The organism is Hymenobacter arcticus (genome assembly GCF_054779975.1).
The window spans coordinates 94,180-115,762 of sequence record NZ_BAAGXF010000007.1 but is presented as its reverse complement, the minus strand read 5'-3'; the positions used below and the strand labels follow the sequence as shown (position 1 = coordinate 115,762).

Annotated in this window: 17 protein-coding genes; 4 read left to right on the top strand and 13 right to left on the bottom strand. The window is 61.6% G+C overall.

Going from position 1 to position 21,583, the window contains the following annotated elements; translation table 11 throughout:
• Window positions 1-51 precede the first annotated feature (51 nt).
• From secA to ACYVGC_RS13525, 11 genes are all read right to left on the bottom strand, one after another.
• Window positions 52-3,465: a preprotein translocase subunit SecA gene (gene secA / locus ACYVGC_RS13575; protein ID WP_460584374.1), complete on the bottom strand. Its 3,414-nt coding sequence runs from the start codon at window positions 3,463-3,465 to the stop codon at window positions 52-54.
• Window positions 3,466-3,628: 163 nt separating this feature from the next.
• On the bottom strand, window positions 3,629-3,904 hold the full coding sequence (locus tag ACYVGC_RS13570) for a hypothetical protein (RefSeq protein WP_460584373.1): 276 nt from the start codon (window positions 3,902-3,904) through the stop codon (window positions 3,629-3,631).
• Window positions 3,905-3,987: 83 nt separating this feature from the next.
• Window positions 3,988-5,166 (bottom strand): UDP-galactopyranose/dTDP-fucopyranose mutase family protein, encoded by a 1,179-nt coding sequence (glf, locus tag ACYVGC_RS13565; protein ID WP_460584372.1) that lies wholly within the window; start codon window positions 5,164-5,166, stop codon window positions 3,988-3,990.
• 69 nt (window positions 5,167-5,235) lie between these two features.
• On the bottom strand, window positions 5,236-6,477 hold the full coding sequence (locus ACYVGC_RS13560; RefSeq protein WP_460584371.1) for a glycosyltransferase family 1 protein: 1,242 nt from the start codon (window positions 6,475-6,477) through the stop codon (window positions 5,236-5,238).
• 148 nt (window positions 6,478-6,625) lie between these two features.
• On the bottom strand, window positions 6,626-7,162 hold the full coding sequence (locus ACYVGC_RS13555; RefSeq protein ID WP_460584370.1) for a GNAT family N-acetyltransferase: 537 nt from the start codon (window positions 7,160-7,162) through the stop codon (window positions 6,626-6,628).
• 82 nt (window positions 7,163-7,244) lie between these two features.
• Entirely contained in the window at window positions 7,245-8,057 is an 813-nt protein-coding gene (locus ACYVGC_RS13550) for an ankyrin repeat domain-containing protein (protein WP_460584369.1), read from the bottom strand.
• A 182-nt stretch (window positions 8,058-8,239) separates the two neighbouring features.
• Window positions 8,240-9,775, bottom strand: a complete 1,536-nt coding sequence (gene tssD / locus ACYVGC_RS13545; protein WP_460584514.1) for a type VI secretion system tube protein TssD — start codon at window positions 9,773-9,775, stop codon at window positions 8,240-8,242.
• Between the two features lie 18 nt (window positions 9,776-9,793).
• A complete protein-coding gene (tssD, locus tag ACYVGC_RS13540) occupies window positions 9,794-10,036 on the bottom strand; it encodes a type VI secretion system tube protein TssD (protein WP_460584368.1) in 243 nt (80 codons plus the stop codon).
• Entirely contained in the window at window positions 9,999-10,202 is a 204-nt protein-coding gene (gene tssD / locus ACYVGC_RS13535) for a type VI secretion system tube protein TssD (protein ID WP_460584367.1), read from the bottom strand. Before tssD (ACYVGC_RS13535) ends, tssD (ACYVGC_RS13540) begins: the two co-directional genes overlap by 38 nt.
• Before the next feature lie 153 nt (window positions 10,203-10,355).
• On the bottom strand, window positions 10,356-11,153 hold the full coding sequence (dapF, locus tag ACYVGC_RS13530) for a diaminopimelate epimerase (RefSeq protein WP_460584366.1): 798 nt from the start codon (window positions 11,151-11,153) through the stop codon (window positions 10,356-10,358).
• 69 nt (window positions 11,154-11,222) lie between these two features.
• Entirely contained in the window at window positions 11,223-13,127 is a 1,905-nt protein-coding gene (locus ACYVGC_RS13525; RefSeq protein ID WP_460584365.1) for a peptidoglycan D,D-transpeptidase FtsI family protein, read from the bottom strand.
• Window positions 13,128-13,294: 167 nt separating this feature from the next.
• On the opposite strand from ACYVGC_RS13525, the gene galB reads away from it, so the two are divergent.
• Window positions 13,295-15,745, top strand: a complete 2,451-nt coding sequence (galB, locus tag ACYVGC_RS13520; RefSeq protein ID WP_460584364.1) for a beta-galactosidase GalB — start codon at window positions 13,295-13,297, stop codon at window positions 15,743-15,745.
• Window positions 15,746-16,031: 286 nt separating this feature from the next.
• Here the strand turns inward: galB and ACYVGC_RS13515 are convergent, their stop codons facing one another.
• Complete coding sequence (locus ACYVGC_RS13515) at window positions 16,032-16,544, bottom strand: Dps family protein (RefSeq protein ID WP_460584363.1); 513 nt, start codon at window positions 16,542-16,544, stop codon at window positions 16,032-16,034.
• A 188-nt stretch (window positions 16,545-16,732) separates the two neighbouring features.
• Between ACYVGC_RS13515 and ACYVGC_RS13510 the strand changes: the two genes are divergently transcribed.
• Window positions 16,733-17,617, top strand: a complete 885-nt coding sequence (locus tag ACYVGC_RS13510) for a class I SAM-dependent methyltransferase (RefSeq protein ID WP_460584362.1) — start codon at window positions 16,733-16,735, stop codon at window positions 17,615-17,617.
• Window positions 17,618-17,767: 150 nt separating this feature from the next.
• Window positions 17,768-18,718 (top strand): Ppx/GppA phosphatase family protein, encoded by a 951-nt coding sequence (locus ACYVGC_RS13505; protein WP_460584361.1) that lies wholly within the window; start codon window positions 17,768-17,770, stop codon window positions 18,716-18,718.
• Window positions 18,719-18,798: 80 nt separating this feature from the next.
• Here ACYVGC_RS13505 and ACYVGC_RS13500 read toward each other — a convergent pair whose 3' ends face one another.
• Window positions 18,799-19,887, bottom strand: a complete 1,089-nt coding sequence (locus ACYVGC_RS13500) for a zinc-binding metallopeptidase family protein (protein WP_460584360.1) — start codon at window positions 19,885-19,887, stop codon at window positions 18,799-18,801.
• A 227-nt stretch (window positions 19,888-20,114) separates the two neighbouring features.
• On the opposite strand from ACYVGC_RS13500, the gene ACYVGC_RS13495 reads away from it, so the two are divergent.
• Entirely contained in the window at window positions 20,115-21,560 is a 1,446-nt protein-coding gene (locus ACYVGC_RS13495) for a circularly permuted type 2 ATP-grasp protein (protein WP_460584359.1), read from the top strand.
• The last annotated feature ends 23 nt before the right edge of the window (window positions 21,561-21,583 follow it).

The following is a 21,583-nucleotide window of genomic DNA, read 5'->3' as shown; positions in this document are numbered from 1 at the left end:
ACCAAAAAGGCCCGCTTGCGCGGGCCTTTTTGTTTGCTTAGCTAGCCGAGGTTAATCGACCAGTACGCAGCGCTCAGCGGCGAGGTCTTCCTCCACCGTCTTGTACTTCACGTCGCGCACCACGCGGCCATCCATGTACTGCACGCTCACTTTGTCGTTGCGATTAGCCACTTTCTGGCTGCGGGCGGGCTCCTGGCGGATGGGCGGGGCGAGGCCCAACTCGGCGGCCTGGTCCAGGTCCTCCTGCCCGGCGCCGAGGCTCACGTCCGAGATGGCTTTCTCGGCTTTGAGCTTGGGCAGGGGCTCCACGATATCATCCTCATAGTAAGAATTCGGCTCGGCAAAGCCGGCTTCGGCGGCCACCGGCACGTCGGCTTTGAAGAGGAAGGCCCCGGTGCTGTGGTTCACCTTGCTCAGCATGCGCTTGAACAGCTCGAAGGCTTCGAACTTGTACACCAAAAGTGGGTCTTTCTGCTCGTACACCGCGTTTTGCACTACCTGTTTCAGGTCGTCCATCTGGCGCAGGTGCTGGGTCCAGGCTTCGTCGATGGTCGAGAGCACAGCCCCTTTCTCCATCTGGCGTACGATATCCAAGCCGTTGGTAGCCTGTGCTTTGTGCAGGTTGGCAATAACCTGGGTGTGCTTGTGCCCATCAGTGAAGGGCAAGGCGATGTTCTCGTAGGGCGTGTTCTGGCTTAGCAGGTCGTTTATCATCGGCAGGGCGTTCTGGCCAATGTGCTCGTTCTTGCTGTCGTAGTAGTTAGCGGCCTCATCATAAAGCTTTTGCGTGAGGCGCTCGGCGGGCAGGGCGCTGAATTCCTGAGCCGTGATGTGCGTGTCGTAGCCAAAGTCCTTGATGACGGACAGCTTGAAATCTTCGTAATCGTTGGTAAGCTTGTGGCCGGCCGCGATGTCCTCGCTCACGTCATAAATCAGGTTGAGAATATCCAGCTCCAGGCGCTCGCCAAACAGGGCGTTGCGGCGGCGGCGGTACACTACCTCGCGCTGAGCATTCATCACGTCATCGTACTCCAGCAGGCGCTTGCGGGTGCCGAAGTTATTCTCTTCCACCTTCTTCTGGGCGCGCTCAATGCTGCTCGTAATCATCGAGTGCTGAATCACTTCGCCCTCTTCCATGCCCATCTTGTCCATGAGCTTGGCAATGCGCTCCGAGCCAAACAGGCGCATCAGGTTGTCCTCCAACGATACAAAGAACTGCGACGAGCCCGGGTCGCCCTGGCGGCCGGCGCGGCCCCGTAGCTGGCGGTCGACGCGGCGGCTTTCGTGGCGCTCGGTGCCGATGATGGCCAGGCCACCCGACTCGCGCGATGTTTCGCGCAGCTTGATGTCGGTGCCGCGGCCGGCCATGTTGGTGGCGATGGTTACGGTGCTGGGGTAGCCGGCAGCGGCCACAATCTCGGCTTCGCGCTGGTTTTGCTTGGCGTTCAGCACCTGGTGCTTGATGCCGCGCAGCTTCAACATGCGGCTTACCAACTCACTGATTTCCACCGAAGTAGTACCCACCAGCACCGGCCGGCCGGCCGTTACGAGGGTCTGGATTTCTTCGGCTACGGCGTTGTACTTCTCGCGCACCGTGCGGTACACTTTGTCGTGGTCGTCTTTGCGCGAAATCACGCGGTTGGTCGGAATCGCTACCACGTCGAGCTTGTAGATTTCCCACAGCTCGCCGGCTTCTGTTTCGGCCGTACCGGTCATGCCCGAGAGCTTGTGGTACATGCGGAAGAAGTTCTGCAAGGTCACCGTGGCGTAGGTCTGGCTGGCATCCTCAATGCGCACGCCTTCCTTGGCCTCGATGGCCTGGTGCAGGCCGTCGGAGTAGCGGCGGCCATCCATTACGCGGCCGGTTTGCTCGTCCACAATCATCACCTTGCCGTCCTGGCTCAGGATGTACTGGTCATCTTTCTCAAACAGCGTGTAGGCCTTCAGCAGCTGGTTCACCGTGTGTACCCGCTCGCTCTTTTCCTGGTAATCGCTCATCAGCTGCTCTTTCTGAGCCAGCTTTTCTTCGGCGGTGAGGGCGTCGGCCTTCTCAATGTTGGCAATCTCAATGCCGATATCGGGCATGATGAACAGGTGCGGGTCCTCGCCCTGCGCCGTAATCAAGTCAATGCCTTTTTCGGTTAGCTCAATCTGGTTATTCTTCTCGTCAATGGTGAAGAACAACGGCTTGTCGGCCTCCGGCATCTGGCGCGAGTTGTCGGACAAGTAGTGGTTCTCGGTCTGCTGCAAAATCACGCGCATCCCCGACTCACTCAGGAACTTGATGAGGGGCTTGCTCTTAGGCAGGCCGCGGTAGGCGCGGAACAGAGCCAGGCCGCCGTCGCCGTTTTTGCCACCTTCCTCGGCACCGGTTTTGCCTTCGGCAATGGCCTTGCGGGCCTGCACCAGGTAACCCTGTACCAGCTTCTTCTGCTCATCTACCAGGCGCTGAATGCGCGGCTTGAGCTGCAAAAACTCGTGCACGTCGCCCTTGGGCACGGGGCCCGAGATGATGAGCGGCGTACGCGCATCGTCAATCAGTACGGAGTCCACTTCGTCGACCATGGCGTAGTGGTGCTTGCGCTGCACCAGCTCGGCGGGGTCGCGGGCCATGTTGTCGCGCAGGTAGTCGAAGCCAAATTCGTTGTTGGTGCCGTAGGTCACGTCGGCCAAATAGGCGTTGCGGCGGGCATCGGTGTTGGGCTGGTGCTTGTCGATGCAGTCCACGGTGAGGCCGTGAAACTCAAACAGCGGCGCGTTCCACTCTGAGTCACGCTTGGCCAGGTAGTCGTTCACCGTTACCAGATGCACGCCGCGCCCGCCCAGCGCATTGAGGAAGGCCGGCAGGGTCGACACAAGCGTTTTACCCTCGCCCGTGGCCATTTCGGCGATTTTGCCTTGGTGCAGCACCACGCCGCCGATGAGCTGCACGTCGTAGTGCACCATGTCCCAAGTGATTTCGGCGCCGGCCGCCAGCCACTTGTTGCTCCAGGTAGCTTGGTCACCTTGGATGGTGACGTTGCCCTTGGTGCGCGAGATTTCGCGGTCCATTTCGGTGGCCGTTACTACCAGCTGGCCGTTTTGAGCGTAGCGGCGGGCGGTTTCCTTCACAATGGCAAAGGCTTGGGGCAGCGCGTCGGTGAGGGCGGCTTCGAGGTCTTTGTTGCGCTGCTTTTCCAGCACGTCAATCTGGTCAAAAATCTGCTCCTTCTTGGCCACGTCGAGCTGCGGCTGCGAGTCAATTTGCCCTTGCAGGCCGGCAATTTGCCCGTCGAGGCCGGCGAGCTTGCCATCAATCTGCTGGCGGACTTCCTGGGTGCGCTGGCGCAACTGGTCGTCGGTCAGGCCGGTCAGTTTGGCATATTCCGCATTGATGAGGGCAACATAGGGCACCACGTCCTTGAGGTCCTTTTCTGCTTTGGAGCCAAACAGCTTGGCGACGGTTTTGCCGAAGAAATCTAACATTGGGTAAACAAATTGACTGAAAAAGACAGCGCGAATAAAGCAAATTTAAGGCCTACCCGCTGAACCAAACGATTGGCCTAAACTATAAAACCCCACCCTCTCAAAAAGAGTGCGGGGTTTTGGTAGGCGGAAAAAGTGGCAGTACACCTCGGTGACTCCGGCTCTAGTAGCGCCCGCGGCCCCGGCGGCCAGACCCGCGGTAATAGCCCGGCCGACCATACGCGGCGCGGGGCCGGTAGTAGCTGCGGCCCTGGTAGCTGCGGTAGGGGGCGGCGTGGTAGTAGCGCGAGCCGTAGTAGGGCTGGCGGTACACGGGCCGCTGGGGCACTACTATCACCCGGCCGGGCCGGCCGTAGTAGCCGCGCTGGGCTTGCGCGGGCGCAGTGGCCCCGCCCAGCAGCAGGCCCAATGTTAACAACATGACGATTAAACGATTCATACGCGGTTGAGTAATGGGTTTAAACCAACAATGCCCCGCCGGGTGGGCGGGGCATTGCTATACGGAACCAAGGGGTGAGCCGGTTACTCTTTGGCGGGCGAACGGCTCACCAGCTTCTCCACCAGTGCTGGGCTGCCCGAGATAACGGGGCGGGCCGGCTTGGCGGCTTCCTCTTTCTCGGTCAGGCGCTTGTAAAGGGTTAGGGCCTGGGCCACTACCTGGTCCATGTTATAGTACTTGTAGGTAGCCAGGCGACCCACGAAGTGCACGTTCGGCGTTTCATCGGCCAGCTTCTTGTACTTGGCGTACAACTCGGCGTTTTCTGGCATCGGGATGGGGTAGTACGGGTCACCTTCCGCCTGCGGGTACTCGTACACGATGGCCGTTTTGGGGTGCTGCTGGCCGGTGAGGGCCTTAAACTCCGTAATGCGGGTGTAGGGGTGCTCGTTGGGGAAGTTCACCACTGGCGCGGCCAGGTGCTTTTCTTCGCTCAGCGTGTCGTGCTTGAACTCCAGCGAGCGGTAGGGCAGCTTGCCGAATTTGAAGTCGAAATACTCATCTACCGGGCCAGAGAAAATCATTTCCTTGAAGGGAATGAAATCCATAATCTCGTGGTAGTCAGTGTTTAGCATTACCTTGATGTTCGGGTGGTCGAGCATCTTTTCAAACATGCGGGTGTAGCCGTGCAGCGGCATCGCCTGGTAGGTATCGGTAAAGTACCGGTCGTCGCGATTGGTGCGGGTGGGTACCCGGCTCGTCACCGACTTATCCAACTGCGAGGGGTCGAGGCCCCACTGCTTGTTGGTGTAGTTCTTGAAGAATTTGTTGTACAGCTCACGGCCTACCTTGCTCACTACCACGTCTTCCGACGTTTTGATAACTGGTACTTCCTCCGCTACCGACGCAAAAAACTCCTCTACCTCAAAGCTGGTCAAGCTCAAGCCATACAGCTTATTAATCGTGTCCAGGTTGATGGGCATCGGTACCAATTGGCCATCTACCGAGGCGAGCACGCGGTGCTCGTAGGGGCGCCAGTCGGTGAAGTTGCCGAGGTAGTCAAAAACGTCCTTCGAGTTGGTGTGGAAAATGTGGGGGCCGTACTTGTGAATCAAGATACCGTCCTCATTATAATGGTCATACGCATTACCCGCAATGTGACTACGCTTGTCGATAACAAGTACTTTTTTGTTGCTGCGGGTGGCTAGGCGCTCAGCTAGCACGCTGCCAGCGAAGCCGGCCCCAACGATGAGGTAGTCAAACATAGGAGGAGAAGTAGGAATTAGAAATTAATGCGTGTTTGGTATCTTATTGGTAGGCAGGCAGATGCGACGCTAGGCTTTGGCAGTACCGGCGGTAGCTACGGGCTTGGCAGCCAAGCGCTCCTGCATCAGGTTCACCATGTTTTGCCAGGTGAGGTCCCAGGAAATAGTAGCCAAGTAATCGTCGGTGCGGGTGCGCCAGTCGGCATCCTTGCCTTGCTCCAGGGCAATGGTAATGGCCTGGCCGAACTCCTTGGGGTCGTCGGCAATCTGCACCAGGTTGAGGTCGCCGTAGGGGCGCACCACATCGCGGATGCTGGTACTCACTACCGGCCGGCCGGCGGCCAGGTACTCTGGCGTTTTGGTGGGCGAAATGAACTCGGTGCTCTCGTTACGGGCGAAGAGCAGCGTTGCCACATCCCAACCCCGTAGGTAAGCGGGTAGTTCCTGGTAGTTTTTGCCACCGAGGTAATGAATATTCTTATTCTGAGGCAAAGTGGCCGGGTCAATTTTAACTACTGGTCCGATTATGACAAATTGCCAAGCAGGATGGTTCGTTGCCAACTGCCCCAGCAACTCAATATCGAGCCGCTCATCGACCACGCCGAAGAACCCAACGCGCGGGTGGGCAATGCCGGCCTGGTCGGCGGGCTCGGCCAGCTTGGGGTCGCGGGCCTGGCCAAAGTGGGCTTTATCGATGCTACTCGGAAACGAGTGGGCATCACTATGTTGCTCGCGCTTAGCCTCATATAGGCGCTGGCCGCCAGTGTATACCAGGTCAGCCTTCTGGAAAAGCTCCTGCTCACGCTGGCGCAATTCGGGCGGCGCACCCTTAAACTGGGCGAGCTCATCCATGCAGTCGTACACGGTGAGGGCGGGTGTGAAGAGCCGTGATTTGCCCAGGGCCATCGGCGTGTAGTACCACGCCACGAACTGCTCCACGCCGCTCTCGTTGAAAAACTTGCTCAGCACACCAAACTGCGCCTGGTCGGCGGCGGCCTCGTCGGCCCGCAGGCGGTGGGGCAGGTGCACTACCAATACTTTTACGCCGTTTTGGCGCTCCTTCACTTCGAGGTGCGGCTCAACAAGGTTGTCGGCGTGAAAAAAGGCATCTTCCACGTAAAAAACGCGGCCGTGCTGGGCAAAGCGCGATAGCAAATGCTGGGGCCGCTGCCACACAAAATCCCAGTGCAGGTGTGCAAAGCAGACCAGGTCGGGCAACGAATACGTTAGGGTAGTAGCATCGGCTTGGTCCGCGGCCGGGGCGGTGGCAGAGGCACGCAAGGTGGCCTCCGCCGGAGTAAAAAGCGGCATGAAATAAAGACAGGAAAGAGCTTTTGAGCGCCTCTGCCACCGGGCAAAACCTTCCGGTGGGCGGCAACCGCATACTTCTACGAAAAGCCTCGCAGAAAGGATATGGTTGGGCTTAAAATCAGGCTTTTGGCGCGTGGGCCATTCACTTTCACAGGAGCAATTGCATTTCTACGGCATTTTCCCAGCCTAAGGGGGTATTGGCGCGCAGCCACTGGTGGCGCACGCCCACCTGCCGAAAACCCATTTTTTTGAATAGCTTGATACTGGCACGGTTACTTTGGGCTACGGTGCAGTATAACTGGTGCAGGTGCAGCACGTTGCGGGCGTGGGCCACCAGCCATTCGAGGGCTTGCGCGGCGTAGCCCCGCCGCCGCTCGGTGGCCAAAATGGTGATGCCCACGGCCGCCCGCTGGTGCAGGGGCTCAAAATTAAATAAGTCGACCACCCCTACTTGCTGCCCCCAGTCGTACGAATCGACCACTAACCGCAGCTGCCGCACCTCAAAAAAGTCGGCCGCCGCGTGCTTCAAATATTCGCGCAGTACGTGGCGCGACACCGGGGCCAGCGTGTCGGACACGGCCCAGATGACGGGGTCGTTTTCGAGGGCGTAGAGAAAATCGAGGTCGCTGGGCTCCAGCGCCCGCAATCTAATTAAAGGGGGCTTGGCTAGGGTAGCGGGAAGCATAGCGCGCAAATTAGCAACCGCGGGCGAGAGGAGCGGGCCGCCCGGCCGCGCCAAAAATGCAAGCAAACGGTATAAATAGCAGCTAGAGCGGCGGCGCGGCGATACCCTCACGTTCCATCCACGCCTGCATTGCTGCAAATTCCTCGGTTTCCTGCTGCACCCAGCGCTCGCCTACCACGTCGGGCTGGCTGCCCAGGGCATCGAGCTTAACGCGCCAGGCGTGGCCCTCCGGCGTACGCTCCCAGCGGTCGGTGATAGCTTGATAGCGCTTAGCCCCCCCCGTGGGCACGGGAAACTTGACCCCGTGGGCCATCAGCCAGTGCTTGACCTTAATTTGCCACCGGATAGAGTCCTCACTACCTACCTCGCTCTCCTGCACATGGAAAGCAATTGACCCATCTTCCGCCCGCCAGTCGGCCCCGCGCTCCAGCAGGTAGTACACCAGCTCGAAATAGTTGGGGTTGGCCAGCAAACTGGCCGCCGTGGCCCCGGCACTATCGGTACCGTCGATGTCGGCCCCACGGTCGAGCAGCAGCTTCATGCGCTCGTACTTGTTGATGTAAATAGCGTTCTGCACCGCTGGAATATCGCGGTAATCTTTCACGCTGGGGTCGGCGCCGAGGTCAAGCAGGGCCACGAGCAAATCGTCCTGCGGGCCCTCGGTGGCGATATTGAGCAGGTGCGTGTTCTCCAGCCACGGCCCGCCCTGGTTTTGCGGCCGCTCGTGGGGCAGGTGCAGCACCTGGTTCACACTGGCCCCGTGCCGCACCAGCGCCTGCAACAGCGGCACGCTGTGGTGAGCGTAAGCCCAGAACAGGAAGGTCACGCCCTTGTTGCCCGGCTGGTTGGGGTTCAGGCCGGGGTGCTGGGCGAAGACCTTATCCAGCGCGGCCACGTCCTCGGCCCGAATGGCCTAGGCCACGGCCAGGGCGGGCCCAGCGGGGAAGTACGTCTCGGGCGCTTCGCGGTAAACAGGATTCGTCGGGTCGGGCATGTGGCAACTGGCTACTAAGAGGGCAAAAAAACAAGAGAGTACAAGCGCGCGCGCAAGCCGGCGCGGGGCAGTCAGGGCCGGGCTCATTGTCCGGGGCCGGCAAACCGGGTAAGGGTGGCGGTGTCTTCGTCTTTCTGCGCCTCGATGTTGTCAACCATCTCAGGGTCTACACCGTGGCCTTCCAGAGCCATACGCGGGGCTGAACGGAAGGGATTACGCTTAACCAACTCATCCCACCCGTGCTGCCAGTCCGCGGCCGGGGCCAGTGGGCGGGGAATACCCAGCGCCTCAGGCCCTAAAGGCCACTTCACGGCATCGCCCAGTACCCCGGCCGGGGTATTTCGCATATTAGTTTGAATAAACGTCAAGGGGTCGGAGGTAGAATGGAGGGCATCAATGCGCGCACCCATTGCCGACATGCTAGCGGCCGTTACGTTGTAGGGCGAGCGCCCTACGGTAGCCAGATGCAGGCCCGCCGCGTTGAAGGTATAGCCCTTGGCCCCTGTCACGACTACAGCCGCCGAGGCCAGGCCCCCACCCAAAGAGTGCCCTGTAATATCTACTGTGCCCTTGGCAAAGTTCTTCGTGACTTTTTTAGCCAGTTGCATCGCGCTGTTGTACTGCTTTGTTTCAATGCCAATCCCCTGCTGGAGATTAGTGCTCCAGTCCGCCCCATCCTCCGTACCGGCGTAGGCAACAACCGTTTTGGGCGGGCGCTCAAAGCTAGACTCATAGAGCGCCGCCTTAAAGCCCGACTTCGGGTCGTTCAGCATGGCCTTCGTAATGCCTTTGCGGGCCAGTTCCTTGTCAGTGAGCATGTGCCAGCCCACGGGTTCGGGCAGGGGCGGCACCCTATCGCTATGGTACACGTGCTCGCTGAGGCGGGCGCGCTCCACGGCCACGTTGTTGCAGGCGAGCCGGTCAACGGCCTCCTGCGCCCGGTGGCGCTGCTCGGCTATGCGGGGGGCCGTGCCGGTAGCCACGGCTGTGGCATCGGCCGGCGCCAGCGAGCGGCCGGCCGCCACGGGGGCCGTGGCCGCCAGCTGCGTGCGCGAGCGGCTGAGCAGGTCCAGGCGCTTGGCATAGCGCTGCTTTTTGGCGGCCAGCTCGGTGGCCGCCACCGCGGCTGGGTTGGGGGTAGCCAGCGGCACGGCCGCCGGCGCCCCGTGCTCCCCGGCGGCCAGGGTGGCGTAGGCCCCTGGGCCGCCCGCCTTCCAGGTGAAGCCGGCCGGGTCGGTTAACTTCACGTGGGCCACGTAGCTACCCGCGCGCGCATCGCCTTGCCGGAATACCTGGTTGTAGCTCACGCAGTGCGCGCCGGCCATGTGCAGGGTTTCGATGGCCTGCCCGCCGTTGGCATTGCTAAATACGATGTCGACGGCGCACTGCTTGTAGGCGTTGGCCGCCCAGGCGGCCAGGAAACCGTCGCGGGGTGCCGTCAGCAGCAGCTCGACGGGGCTGTGGCAAACATTGGCATTGACCCGGCCCCGGGCGTCGGTAGACTGGTAGGCCCGGTAGTCGCAGCGCAGCAGGGGATACACGCGGCCGGCCACGCGCAATTCGGCGGAAAAGGAAGCCGTTGATAGGAAAAGACAAACAGAAAAGAGCGTAGCCCGCAGGCCAGATGGAAACCAAGATTACTCCGCCGCGTCGGGCCAGTGATTATGCACCTCTGCTTCCCCAAACTGCAGCTTATTGGCCGATAAAGTCAGCCGCATGGTCATGCTCCCGGCCGAGCTGCCGGGCTGCAGGTGCTTGCCCAGGTGCACGCACTGCGCATCGAAAAACGCCAGCTTATCACGCACGGTTTCGCTGTCGGCCTCCAACACGCTCACTACCCCGTTATAGCGCTTGGTATCGTCGATGGCCCAATTGTGCATCACTCGGCTGCGCGTCCAGCTCCAGCTCCAGCTCCAGCTCCAGGGTGCCGCCCTGCATGCGGGCACTGGGCCGCCCTAGCATATCGGCCTGCTGGCTGATAGCCCAACTAAATTGCCGGAGGGTAAATAGCTCGTCCTGAACGAGTAGCTGCGCGTAAAATGACATAGAAGCAACGCAATAGAAAGCCCCCAAGATACGCTGGCCTCTATAACTACTCTACTGCGGCCTTGCCCGGCCGGTTGCCGGGCAAGGCCACGCCAGCGCTGGGCTATCGTATACAATTATCACTTCGTCAGAACGTTAACCAGTTAGCCAGCTCTAGATTTCACCGCCAAACACGCGCTCGGCGGGGCCACTCAGCCACACGTTGGCAAAGCCGCCATCGGGGCGGTGGTCGAAGGATACTTCGAGCAGGCCGCCGGCGGCTTGCAGCTGCACCGGCGACACCGCGCCGCGCGCCGAGGCGGCCAGCGCTACGGCCGTGACGCCCGTGCCGCAGCTCAGGGTTTCGGCCTCCACGCCGCGCTCGTAGGTGCGCACCGGCCAGGGGTGGGTGGGGTCGGCGGGCACTTCCACGAAGTTGACGTTGATGCCGCCGGGGTCGTAGGCCGGGTCGTAGCGAATGTCGTGGCCCACGCCATACACGTCGAACTCGGCCAGGTTAGGATGCTCCTCGGGGTCAATAAAATGCACGTGGTGGGGCGAGCCGGTGTGCAGAAAAATGTCCTCCTCCCCCACCCCGGCCGGCTGGGCGGCATCCACGTCAATCATCTTGAGGCGCACGGTGCCGTCGGCGTCCACGCGGGCCTCGTGCGGGCCATCCACGGCCAGGAAATACGCTTTATTCTCAATGATGTTCAAGTACTTAGCAAAGGCTACCAGGCAGCGCCCCCCGTTGCCGCACATGCTGCTGGGGTGACCGTCGGCGTTGAAGTACACCATCTCGAAGTCGTAGCCGGCGCGGTTGCGCAGCAGCATCAGGCCATCGGCCCCGATGCCAAAGCGGCGGTTGCAGAGGTGCGCAATGCGCTCGTGGTCAGCAGTATCAAATTGCGCGGCGCGGTCGTCGATGATAACGAAGTCGTTGCCGGTACCCTGGTATTTATGAAAAGTCATGCGAATGCGGGTTGGAAGGCCGGGCGGGTAACCCGGGCCGTAAAGTTCGGGCCGGCCACCCCATTTCAACTAATGCCCCTGGCTGGCCAGGTCGCCGCAGCGCAGCCATTTTTCCCAACGCTTGCGCTTGGGCGCGATGTGGCCCTTCAGGTATTTCTCCATGACGAGCGCGGCGCAGGGCGCGGCCGAGAGGCCCCCGAAGCCGGCGTTTTCGAGGTACACGGCCACCACTATCTTGGGCTTGGTGGCGGGCGCGAAGCCGGCAAAGGTGGCGTGGTCGTCGCCCTCGTCGTTTTGCACCGTGCCGGTTTTGCCGGCCACCGTGATGCCCACGTCGGCGAGGCTGGCCAGCTCGGCGGTGCCGCCGGGCTGCATGGCGGCCACCATGCCGGGCACCAGGGCCGCAAAGTTGGCGCTGTCCACCAGCGTGCGGTGCCGGGTGGTGAAGCGTGCCAGCGGCCCCCCTTTGCCAATGGCCCGCACAAAATGCGGCGTGATGTACCAGCCCCGGTTAGCAATAGTAGCCAGCACGTTAGCTGTTTGCAGGCCCGTCATATTGATTTCACCCTGCCCGATGCTGAGCGAGTAAATGGAGGCAAACGTCCAGTTTTTGGTGCGGCGCACCTTGTCGTAGTAAGCGGGCGTGGGCAAAAAGCCGGGCTGCTCGCGGGCAATATCCACGCCCAGCAGCGTGTCGAGGCCAAACGACTTTACCTGCCGCCGCCAGGCCGCCAGGTGGGCGTGGCGGGCCGCCACGGTGTCGGCCAGCGTGGCCGCCGAATCGGGCCGGGGCTCCACCACGGCCCGCAGCACTTGGTAGAAGTAGGGGTTGCAGCTGTATTTCAGGGCCATGGTCAGGTTGCGGGCCTGGGGGTGCGGGTGCGCGCAGGTGATGAGCGACTGGTCACAGCGAAACGAGGTAGTAGCCTGCACCGCACCTAGTTGCAACGCCACGGCGGCATTCACGAGCTTGAACACCGAGCCGGGCGGGTTGGCGGCCACGGCGGGGCGGTTGAGTAGCGGGCGGTTCTCGTCGTCGCGCAGCAGGGCGCGGCGCGCGGCGGTGCGGCCGGGGGCCGTGAGCACGGCGGGGTCGTAGGTGGGGGCCGACACGCAGGCCAGGATTTCGCCGGTGGTGGGGTCGAGAGCCACGAGGTAGCCGCGGCGCTCGCCCAGTAGGCGCTCGGCGTAGGCTTGCAGGTCGGCGTCGATGCTCAGGTGCAAGCTCTGGCCCTGCTGAAAGGTGGTATCGGCGGCCCAGCGGCCGTGCACCCGGCCGTGGCCGTCGGTGAGGGGGTGGTAGGCCCCGCGGTGGCCAGCCAGCAGGGTGTTGTAGTAGCCCTCCACCCCGTTGTTGCGCAAGCGGTAGTAGCGACCACGGTCCATTTTTTGGGCCAGGTACAGAAACTCCTGCGCAGCGGCGGGCTGGTAGCCCAGTATCGGGGCGGCTACGGCGGTGAGGTAGGTGCGCGCGCGGCGGCGGCGCACCACTAGGCCCGGCCACTCGCGGGCGTGGCGGCGCAGGCTGTCGGCCTCGGACCGGGTGAGGGCCAGCTCGATGGGCCAGCGCTGCACGCGGGGCGGGGCGGGCTTGGGCCGGGCGGTGTCGGGGGCGATGACGCCCGCCGAGTCGGCCACCGGGGCCGGGCGGCGGGGCGGCGGGCCCGCCGGCAGCCGGGCGGCAAACACCCGCGCCTGCAACGCGCCCGTGGGCCAGCCCATCAGCTGGTTGAAGGCCATGGTATCGAACACGGCCAGGTGGGGCAAGCTGAGCGTGTTCGATAAGTTATTGTCTACCAATAATTTATCTTTTCGGTCGTAGAGGTTGCCCCGCACGGGCCGGTACACTTCGCGGCACTGCAAGTAGTTTTCGGCCCGTGCGGTGGGGCCACTGGGCGACGAGCACGCCGCCAGCCCCGCGGCCAGCAGACCACTTACTAAACCGATAATTTTTCTTCGTAACGAGTCGGGCATTGTGTAAAAATAAGTCCTTAATTGTGCAGCTAGCCTGGGCCACCCGCCCAACCCCGGGCCTGGCTAGCCCAATGGCTGCCCCGGCCCGCCGGGGTCAGCCTCGGCCCAGTTGCCGTAACTTGCCTACCCTTATGAAGAGCCCTTTTTAGCGGCTCACCTCCTCCTTTATGCGCCTCACCCCTTCCCTCGCCACTGCCCTGCTGCTGGCCGCCAGCCTGCCCGCCGCGGCCCAAAGCCGCCAGGAAACCCTGCTCAATACCGACTGGAAATTCACCAAAGGTGACCAGCCCGACGGGGCCAAGCCCGAGCTGAACGATGCTAAGTGGCAGACCGTGCGCATTCCGCACGACTGGGCCATCAGCGGGCCGTTTGATGGCAAGAATGATTTGCAAGCCGTTAAGATTGAGCAGAATAACGAGAAGGAAGCGACCCTGAAAGCGGGCCGCACCGGCGGGCTGCCCTTTGTGGGCGTGGGCTGGTACCGGCGCCCGCTGGCCGTGCCCACGCTGGGCACGGGCGGCCAGGCCGTGCTGCTATTCGACGGGGCCATGAGCAACGCCCGGGTGTTCATCAACGGCAAGGAAGCCATGTTCTGGCCCTACGGCTACAACTCGTTTTCGGTCGATATCACGCCCTTTCTGCGCGCCAGCGGGCCCAATACCCTGGCCGTGCGCCTCGAAAACCAGCCCGAAGCTTCGCGCTGGTACCCCGGCGCGGGCTTGTATCGCAACGTGCACCTCATCACTACGCAGGGCGCGCACGTGCCGGTGTGGGGCACCTACCTCACCACGCCCGAGGTGTCGGCCGCGGCGGCCACGGTGAAACTCAGAACCCAGGTGGAGGCACCCGCCGGCACCACCGGCCTCACCCTGCAAACCGACCTGCGCGATGCCGCCGGCCGCGTGGTGGCCACTGCCACCACCGCCGTAACGGCGGGCCAGGTAACGGAGCAAAGCTTCGTGGTGAAGTCGCCCAAGCTATGGTCGCCCGAAACGCCGGCTATGTACTCGGCCGAGTCGAAGCTGCTGGCTGGCAAGGCGGTGCAGGACACCTACAAAACGCCGTTTGGCATTCGCACTTTCAAGTTTGAGAAGGGCAAAGGCTTCTCGCTGAATGGGCAGCCGCGCAAGTTTAAGGGCGTGTGCAACCACCACGACCTCGGGCCGCTGGGCGCGGCCATCAACGTGGCGGCCCTGCGCCACCAGCTTACGCTGCTGAAGGCGGCGGGCTGCGACGCCATCCGCACCTCGCACAACATGCCCGCCCCCGAGCTGATGACGCTCTGCGACGAGATGGGCTTTATGGTGATGGTGGAGTCGTTTGACGAGTGGAAGGCCCCCAAGGTGAAGAACGGCTACAGCCAGTACTTCGACCAGTGGGTGGAGAAGGACCTGGTGAACATGGTGCACCGCGACCGCAACCACCCCTCGGCCATTATGTGGAGCATCGGCAACGAGGTGCCCGACCAAAGCACGCCCGAAGGCCCCGCCATTGCCAAGCGCCTGCAGGACATTGTGCACCGCGAAGACCCTACGCGCCCCGTTACGGCGGGCATGGACCGCTTCGACGACGACTTTAAGTATGGCTTCGCGGCGGTGCTCGATATTCCGGGCTTCAACTACAAGCCCCACCGCTACCCCGAGGCGCTGGCCAAGCTGCCGCAGGGCTTTTTGCTGGGCACCGAAACCGCTTCCACGGTTAGCTCGCGGGGCGTGTATAAGTTTCCAGCGGTGCTGGGCAAAGACGTGAAATATGCTGATAATCAGTCATCTTCCTACGACCTGGAGGCCTGCAACTGGTCGCAGATTCCGGATATCGAGTTTGCGGCCCAGGACGATATCGCGGCCGTGGCCGGCGAGTTTGTGTGGACTGGCTCCGACTACCTCGGCGAGCCCACGCCCTACGACGAGAAGTGGCCTTCGCACAGCTCGCTGTTTGGCCTGTTTGACCTGGCCGGCCAGCCCAAGGACCGCTATTACCTCTACCGCGCCCGCTGGAACCCCAGCCAGCCCACCGTGCACCTGCTGCCGCACTGGACCTGGCCCGGCCGCGAGGGCCAGGTAACGCCCGTGTTCTGTTACACTAACTCGCCTTCGGCTGAGCTATTTGTGAATGGCAAAAGCCAGGGCCGCCGCACCAAAGCCACCACCACCGACCCGCAAACCCGTTACCGCCTGGAGTGGAAAGACGTTGTGTATCAGCCCGGTAGTATCAAGGTTGTGGCCTACGACGCCCAGGGCAAGCCCGCCGGCACCGAAGAAGTGCGCACCGCTGGTGCGCCCCACCACATCCGGCTCGTGGCCGACCGCCCCCAGCTCACCGCCGATGGCGAAGACCTGGCCTACGTAACCGCCCGCGTGGAAGACGCGCAGGGCAATCTCTGCCCCAACGCCGCCCAGCAGCTGCGCTTCACGGTGAGCGGCGCGGGCAAGTTCCGGGCCGTGAGCAACGGCGACCCCACCTGCCTGGAGCCCTTTCAGGAGCCGCAGATGCACGCGTTTCAGGGCCAGCTCGTGGCCATTGTGCAAGCCGGTGAGGCGGCGGGCACGCTCAAGCTGCAAGCCACCGCCGATGGGCTGAAAGCCGGCGAGCTTCAGTTGAAAACCAGCAAGAAATAATAGTAAGCATTAACCTACACATCAGATTATCAGCTTATTAAATAGCCCCAGCGCGGCGGCACGTCACTAGAAAGACTCGGCCGAACGTCACCCAGCCCCGGAGGGGCGATACCCACCGCCTGCGCTTGCGGGCGTGTAGCTTCTCCGGAGCTTGGTAGCAGCCGAGTGGGTTTTCTAGTGCCATAGCGCCCCGCTGGGGCTAGATAACCAGCTTATTAACTGTCACTTAAATAAAAAAGGAACGCCCTGCGCAGGGCGTTCCTTTTTTATTTACTCAAGCAACCGCTTAGTTTACGTCGCGGGTGGCTTCAAACAGGAACCAGGCGCGACGCTCGGCCTCGTCGATGTAGTTTTCGAGTAGGCTGGCGGTGGCTACGTCGTTCACGTCGTCGGCAATTTCGTGCGAGGCGCGCAGGTTTTTCACCAGCTCGCGGTTCTCGTTTTGCAGGTCGATGAGCATGTCGAGGGGATTCTCGTAGATGTCATCGTTGTCTTTTACCCGCTGCTTGCGGCCGATTTCGCCCACTGAGTGGATGGTGGGGAAGCCCAGCTTGCGCACGCGCTCAGCAATGGGGTCGATTACGGCAAAAATCTGGTCGGCCTGCTCATCCAGCAGCAAGTGATAGTCGCGGAAATGGCGGCCGCTCATGTGCCAGTGGTAGTTTTTCGACTTGATGTACAGGGCGAAGTAGTCGGCTACCAGCAGGTTGAGGCTGTCGCTGAGCTTGGCGCGGCCCTGCTCGTCGAGGTCCGAGGGCGTGTGCAGCAAAGTAGGCTGGTCTTTGGCGGTGATAGGCATAAAATGAATGTTAGATTAAGTTTTTGACAATCAATTGCTTGCTGAGCAAGCTTGGCATCCTTACCTGTTTACGCAATCGGGTGGGGCTGGTTTAAAAACCAGGCATTATTCCGCATCTTTCGGCGGGTAGCCCGACCTTTGCCCGCCGCGGCGCTGGCTGCGGGGCCGCTCATTTGCTTTTTTCCTTCGTGTACGACTTTCTCACCACCTCCCCCTGGCCCGACTACGAGCTGCTCGACAGCGGCAATTTTCAGAAGCTGGAGCGCTTCGGGCCCCACGTGCTGGCGCGCCCCGAGCCCCAGGCCATCTGGGATGCGCACCTGCCCGCCAGCGAGTGGGCCCGCGCCGATGCCACCTTTGCCCGCGCCCCCGGCAGCACCGAAAAAGGCCAGTGGAGCCTCAAAAAGGGCATGCCCGAGCAGTGGGTAATTGCCTACGAGCGGCCCGACGGCCTCAAGCTGCGCTTCCGGCTGGGCCTCTCGTCGTTCAAGCACGTGGGGCTGTTTCCGGAGCAGGACCCCAACTGGCAATTTATTTATAACCAGACCCGTAAGCGCCGCGCCAAGCTGCCGCGGGTGCTCAACCTGTTTGCCTATACCGGCGCGGCCACCCTGGCCGCCCGCGCCGCCGGGGCCGACGTCACGCACCTCGACTCGGTGAAGCAAGTCAATTTCTGGGCCCGCGACAACATGGAAGCCAGCCAGCTCGACGGCGTGCGCTGGCTGGTGGAAGACGCCATGAAATACGTGCGCCGCGAGGTGAAGCGCGGCAGCAAGTACCAGGGCCTCATCCTGGACCCGCCCGCCTACGGCCGCGGCCCCAACGGCGAAAAGTGGCAGCTCGAAGATGAGCTGAATGAGCTGCTCAAGCTCAGCCAGCAGCTGCTCGACCCGGAGGACCATTTTTTTGTGGTGAACCTGTATTCGCTGGGCTTCTCGGCGCTGATACTGGATAACCTCACGCAGGCCATTTTTCCCGGCCCAAAGGCCGTGCGCGAGTTGGGCGAAATTTACCTGCACGACGCCGGCCAGCGCAAGCTGCCGCTGGGCACGTTCTGCCGGTTTGCCAACTAGTTTCTATTTGTCCTTGCGAGCGCAACGCAGTGGAGCGCGGCAATCGCACCTGAACGATACCCACACCGGTCGTTCAGATGCGATTGCCACGCTCCACTGCGTTGCGCTCGCAAGGACAAACGATTTATAACAACAAGTATTTAAAACACTATGCACGCCCCCGTACACCATCGCCGCCTGGCCCTTATCGACATGGGTACCAATACCTTCCACCTGCTGATAGTGGAGGACCGGCCGGGCCAGCCGCCGCACATATTGGTGCGCACCAAGGTAGGCGTGCGCCTGGGCGAGGGCGGCATCAGCCAGGGCGAAATTGCGGCCGCGCCCTACGCCCGCGCCCTGCAAACGGTGCGTGGCTTTAAGGAAGAAATAGAATTGCACCAAGTGACGGAGGTGCGCGCTACGGCCACCAGCGCCATGCGCGTATCGCGCAACGGCCCCGATTTGGTGCGCGATATCCTGGCCACCACCGGCATTCAGGTGGAAGTAATTGCCGGCAACCGCGAGGCCGAGCTCATTGCCAAGGGCATTCGGCAGGCCGTGCCGCTGGGCCAGGCCAAGCACTTGCTGATGGACATCGGCGGCGGCTCGGTCGAGTTTATTATTGCCAACGAGGACACTATTTTCTGGAAGCACAGCTTCGAAATCGGCGCCCAGCGCCTGCTCGACAAGTTTTTCGCGGAGCCCAGCGGCGTTTTCCCCCGCGAGCAGATGGCCGCCGAGCTGGAATACCTGGCGGATATACTGGTCCCGCTCACGAAGGCCGTGGCAGCGCACGCGCCATTGGCTGGGATGGTGGGTAGCTCGGGCAGCTTCGACACACTGGCCGACCTGAGCGTGGGCCAGGTGCGCCGCGAGGCCGACCTGCCGCCCAGCACCGCCCTGCCCGTGGCCGAGTTTGAGCAGCATTTCGCGCAGCTGCTACTACTCGACCATGATGGGCGCGTGGCGCTACCGGGCATGTTCCCGATGCGCGCCGACATGCTGGTGGTAGCCAGCGTCATTATCAAGTATGTGCTGACTACCTACGAGTTAACGCAGATTACGACTTCGGCTTTCGCGCTGAAAGAAGGCTTATTGGCCGAGCTGCTAGCGCAGTAGCCTGAGGTAGCGTGGACTCTGCGAGTCCGCGCGTGGGTTCGTTGAACAACGTTACCACGCGCGGACTCACAGAGTCCACGCTACCTCTCCTTTGAGGCCACGCCGGCCCGGCCGCCCGCTACGCGGTGGATAAATGCCAGCTTGCCAGCTACTTCGGGGCTGATGATGAAAGGGTACGGGTCGGGCTGACCCATACTGCGGTTGAGGCTGTTCATAGCAAACGTGAGCGGCAGCCACATGGCAATAACTTGGTTGAAGTCAGCTACTTGATAAGGGTCTTGCATGGCGGCGCGCAGGCCCTGCTCGGGGGCGGCATCGAGGGGGTTGAGGCGCAGGCCGAAGGCGTGGGCGGTTTGCAGGGTATCGAGGATGTGCAGGTAGTGGGCCCAGGTTTCGGCCCAGTCCTCCCAGGGGTGGCTGCTGGCGTAGGAGCTGATGTAGTGCTGCGGCCAGTCGGGCGGCGCGCCGTGGGCGTAGTGGTTTTGGAGCGCCTCGCTATAGTCGGCGCGGTCGTCGCCAAAGAGCCGCCGAAACTCGGCCAGGGGCGGGGCGTCGTCGATAAGGCGGTCCCAGTAATAATGGCCTACCTCGTGCCGGAAGTGGCCCAGCAGCGTGCGGTACACCTCGTTCATCGACTGCCGGGCCTGCTCGCGCTCAATGTCATCGGCCTCGGCTATATTAATGGTTATCAGGCCGTTGTCGTGGCCCGTGAGCACGCGTTGCTCATCGCTGGTTCCCTCATCGGCCTTGAAATCAAATTGCAGGCCTTCCTTGGGGTACACGCTTTTGCTCACCACGGGCAGGTGCAGGCACAGCAGGCTGTACACCAGCCGGTGCTTGGCCACCTCCAGGTTGCGCCAGCGGCTGAGGTAGCCGGGGTGGCCCAGGTCTGGAATGGTGCGGTTGAGGGTGCAGGCGGCGCAGAATATTGTATCAATATTACTGGTTACCAACCAGTTGCAAACGCCGTGCGCATGATTGGCGCAGTAGGCATAGGTAGTACATTCCGGCTCGCCGTAGAGGCGGTAGGTGCGGTCGTCGGCCTCGGCCACCAGCGGCAGCAATTGCCGCCGGGTGGGTTCAAATCCTAGCAGATACTGGCATTTTTCGCAGCGGCTGTTTTCAAAATACAGCACCTGGCCGCAATGCGTGCAAGAAAATAGCTTCACGGAAGTAGGTGTAAAATCAGCTTCACTCAACGGGCCGACGGGCCGCGGGGTTGGCGCAGGCAGCTCTTTACCCAAAACAATTATAAATCGGTAAGCCTATCAAATTGAAGGGTATTTTATAAAAAAGATGGATAATTTAGTTTTTTTGGTTGTTTATTTAGCCCCAATAACTAGTCAATCTACTAGCTAAGCTGATTTACCCCCTAATTTTCTTACCCGACTATTTTATGGCCAATCCGCTCCTGACTTCCTACCAGAATCAGCCCCAGGTGTGGGATGAGATGTTTCGGGCTGAGGGCGTGCGGGCCGAGTACCAGCACTTTGTGGCGGCCATTGAGGGCCTGGCGGGCTCAGAGATGACCCGCAAAGACGAGCTGGCCAAGAAACTCTTTATGAGCCAGGGTATTACGTTCACCGTGTACAGCAGCGGCGAGGGTATTGAGAAGATTTTTCCGTTCGATATTATTCCGCGCATCATCTCTAATAGCGAGTGGCTGCGCATTGAGGCGGGCATTAAGCAGCGGCTGAAGGCGCTCAATATCTTTCTCAAAGACATTTACCACCAGCAGTTTATCATCAAAGATGGCGTGGTGCCGGCAGCGCTGATATACTCGTGCCCGCAGTTCTTGCGCGAGATGATGAACGTGGACGTGCCCCACGACGTGTACACGCACGTGGCGGGCGTGGACCTGATACGCGACCACGACGGCGAGTTTTACGTGCTCGAAGACAACCTGCGCACGCCCTCCGGCGTGTCGTACATGCTGGAGAACCGGAGCATCACGTACCGCATCTTCCCCGACCTGCTGCCCAAGAGCAACGTGCTGCCCGTGAAGGACTACCCCGATTTGCTGTACCGCAACCTGCTGGCCCTGGCCGACCGCCAAACCAGCGACCCCACGGTGGTGCTGCTCTCGCCGGGCATCTACAACTCGGCTTATTTTGAGCACAGCACGCTGGCCCGGCTCATGGGTATTCAGCTGGTGGAGGGCCGCGACCTCATTGTGCACAACCACTTTGTGTACATGAAAACCACCCGCGGCCTGGAGAAAGTGGACGTCATTTACCGCCGCGTGGACGATGAGTTTCTGGACCCGCTGGTGTTCCGGCCCGACAGCGCGCTGGGCGTGCCGGGCCTGTACTGGGCCTACCGCAAGGGCAACGTGGCCATTGTAAACGCTATGGGTAACGGCGTGGCCGACGACAAGGCCGTGTATTGCTACGTGCCCGACATGATTCGCTACTACCTCAACGAGGAGCCCATTCTCAAGAACGTGCCCACCTACCAGCTCGGCAATGCCGAGCACCGCGAGCTGGTATTCAGCCAGATGGAGAAGATGGTGATTAAGCGCACCAACGAAAGCGGCGGCTACGGCATGCTCATCGGCAGCGCCGCCACCGAGCAGGAAATGGATGACTTCCGCGCGGCCATCACCGCCGACCCGCGCAGCTTCATTGCCCAGCCCATCATCAGCCTGTCGTCGACGCCCTGCTACATCGACGGCAAGCTGCAACCCCGCCGCATCGACCTGCGGCCGTTTGCGTTGTGCGGGCCCAGCGGCATCGACATTGTACCGGGCGGCCTCACGCGGGTGGCCCTGCGCGAGGGCTCGCTGATTGTAAACTCGTCGCAGGGCGGGGGCAGCAAGGATACGTGGGTTTTAGGTAATTAACAGTGAGCAGTTAGCAATGAGCA

What these genes read in the sequence shown, in the direction of transcription:
- ACYVGC_RS13570 (WP_460584373.1), bottom strand. Translation starts at nt 3,904, where the DNA reads ATGAATCGTTTAATCGTCATGTTGTTAACATTGGGCCTGCTGCTGGGC.
- tssD (WP_460584367.1), bottom strand. Translation starts at nt 10,202, where the DNA reads ATGTCATTTTACGCGCAGCTACTCGTTCAGGACGAGCTATTTACCCTC.
- ACYVGC_RS13555 (WP_460584370.1), bottom strand. Translation starts at nt 7,162, where the DNA reads ATGCTTCCCGCTACCCTAGCCAAGCCCCCTTTAATTAGATTGCGGGCG.
- ACYVGC_RS13515 (WP_460584363.1), bottom strand. Translation starts at nt 16,544, where the DNA reads ATGCCTATCACCGCCAAAGACCAGCCTACTTTGCTGCACACGCCCTCG.
- glf (WP_460584372.1), bottom strand. Translation starts at nt 5,166, where the DNA reads ATGTTTGACTACCTCATCGTTGGGGCCGGCTTCGCTGGCAGCGTGCTA.
- ACYVGC_RS13505 (WP_460584361.1), top strand. Translation starts at nt 17,768, where the DNA reads ATGCACGCCCCCGTACACCATCGCCGCCTGGCCCTTATCGACATGGGT.
- ACYVGC_RS13495 (WP_460584359.1), top strand. Translation starts at nt 20,115, where the DNA reads ATGGCCAATCCGCTCCTGACTTCCTACCAGAATCAGCCCCAGGTGTGG.
- ACYVGC_RS13560 (WP_460584371.1), bottom strand. Translation starts at nt 6,477, where the DNA reads ATGCCGCTTTTTACTCCGGCGGAGGCCACCTTGCGTGCCTCTGCCACC.
- galB (WP_460584364.1), top strand. Translation starts at nt 13,295, where the DNA reads ATGCGCCTCACCCCTTCCCTCGCCACTGCCCTGCTGCTGGCCGCCAGC.
- secA (WP_460584374.1), bottom strand. Translation starts at nt 3,465, where the DNA reads ATGTTAGATTTCTTCGGCAAAACCGTCGCCAAGCTGTTTGGCTCCAAA.
- tssD (WP_460584368.1), bottom strand. Translation starts at nt 10,036, where the DNA reads ATGCACAATTGGGCCATCGACGATACCAAGCGCTATAACGGGGTAGTG.
- dapF (WP_460584366.1), bottom strand. Translation starts at nt 11,153, where the DNA reads ATGACTTTTCATAAATACCAGGGTACCGGCAACGACTTCGTTATCATC.
- ACYVGC_RS13525 (WP_460584365.1), bottom strand. Translation starts at nt 13,127, where the DNA reads ATGCCCGACTCGTTACGAAGAAAAATTATCGGTTTAGTAAGTGGTCTG.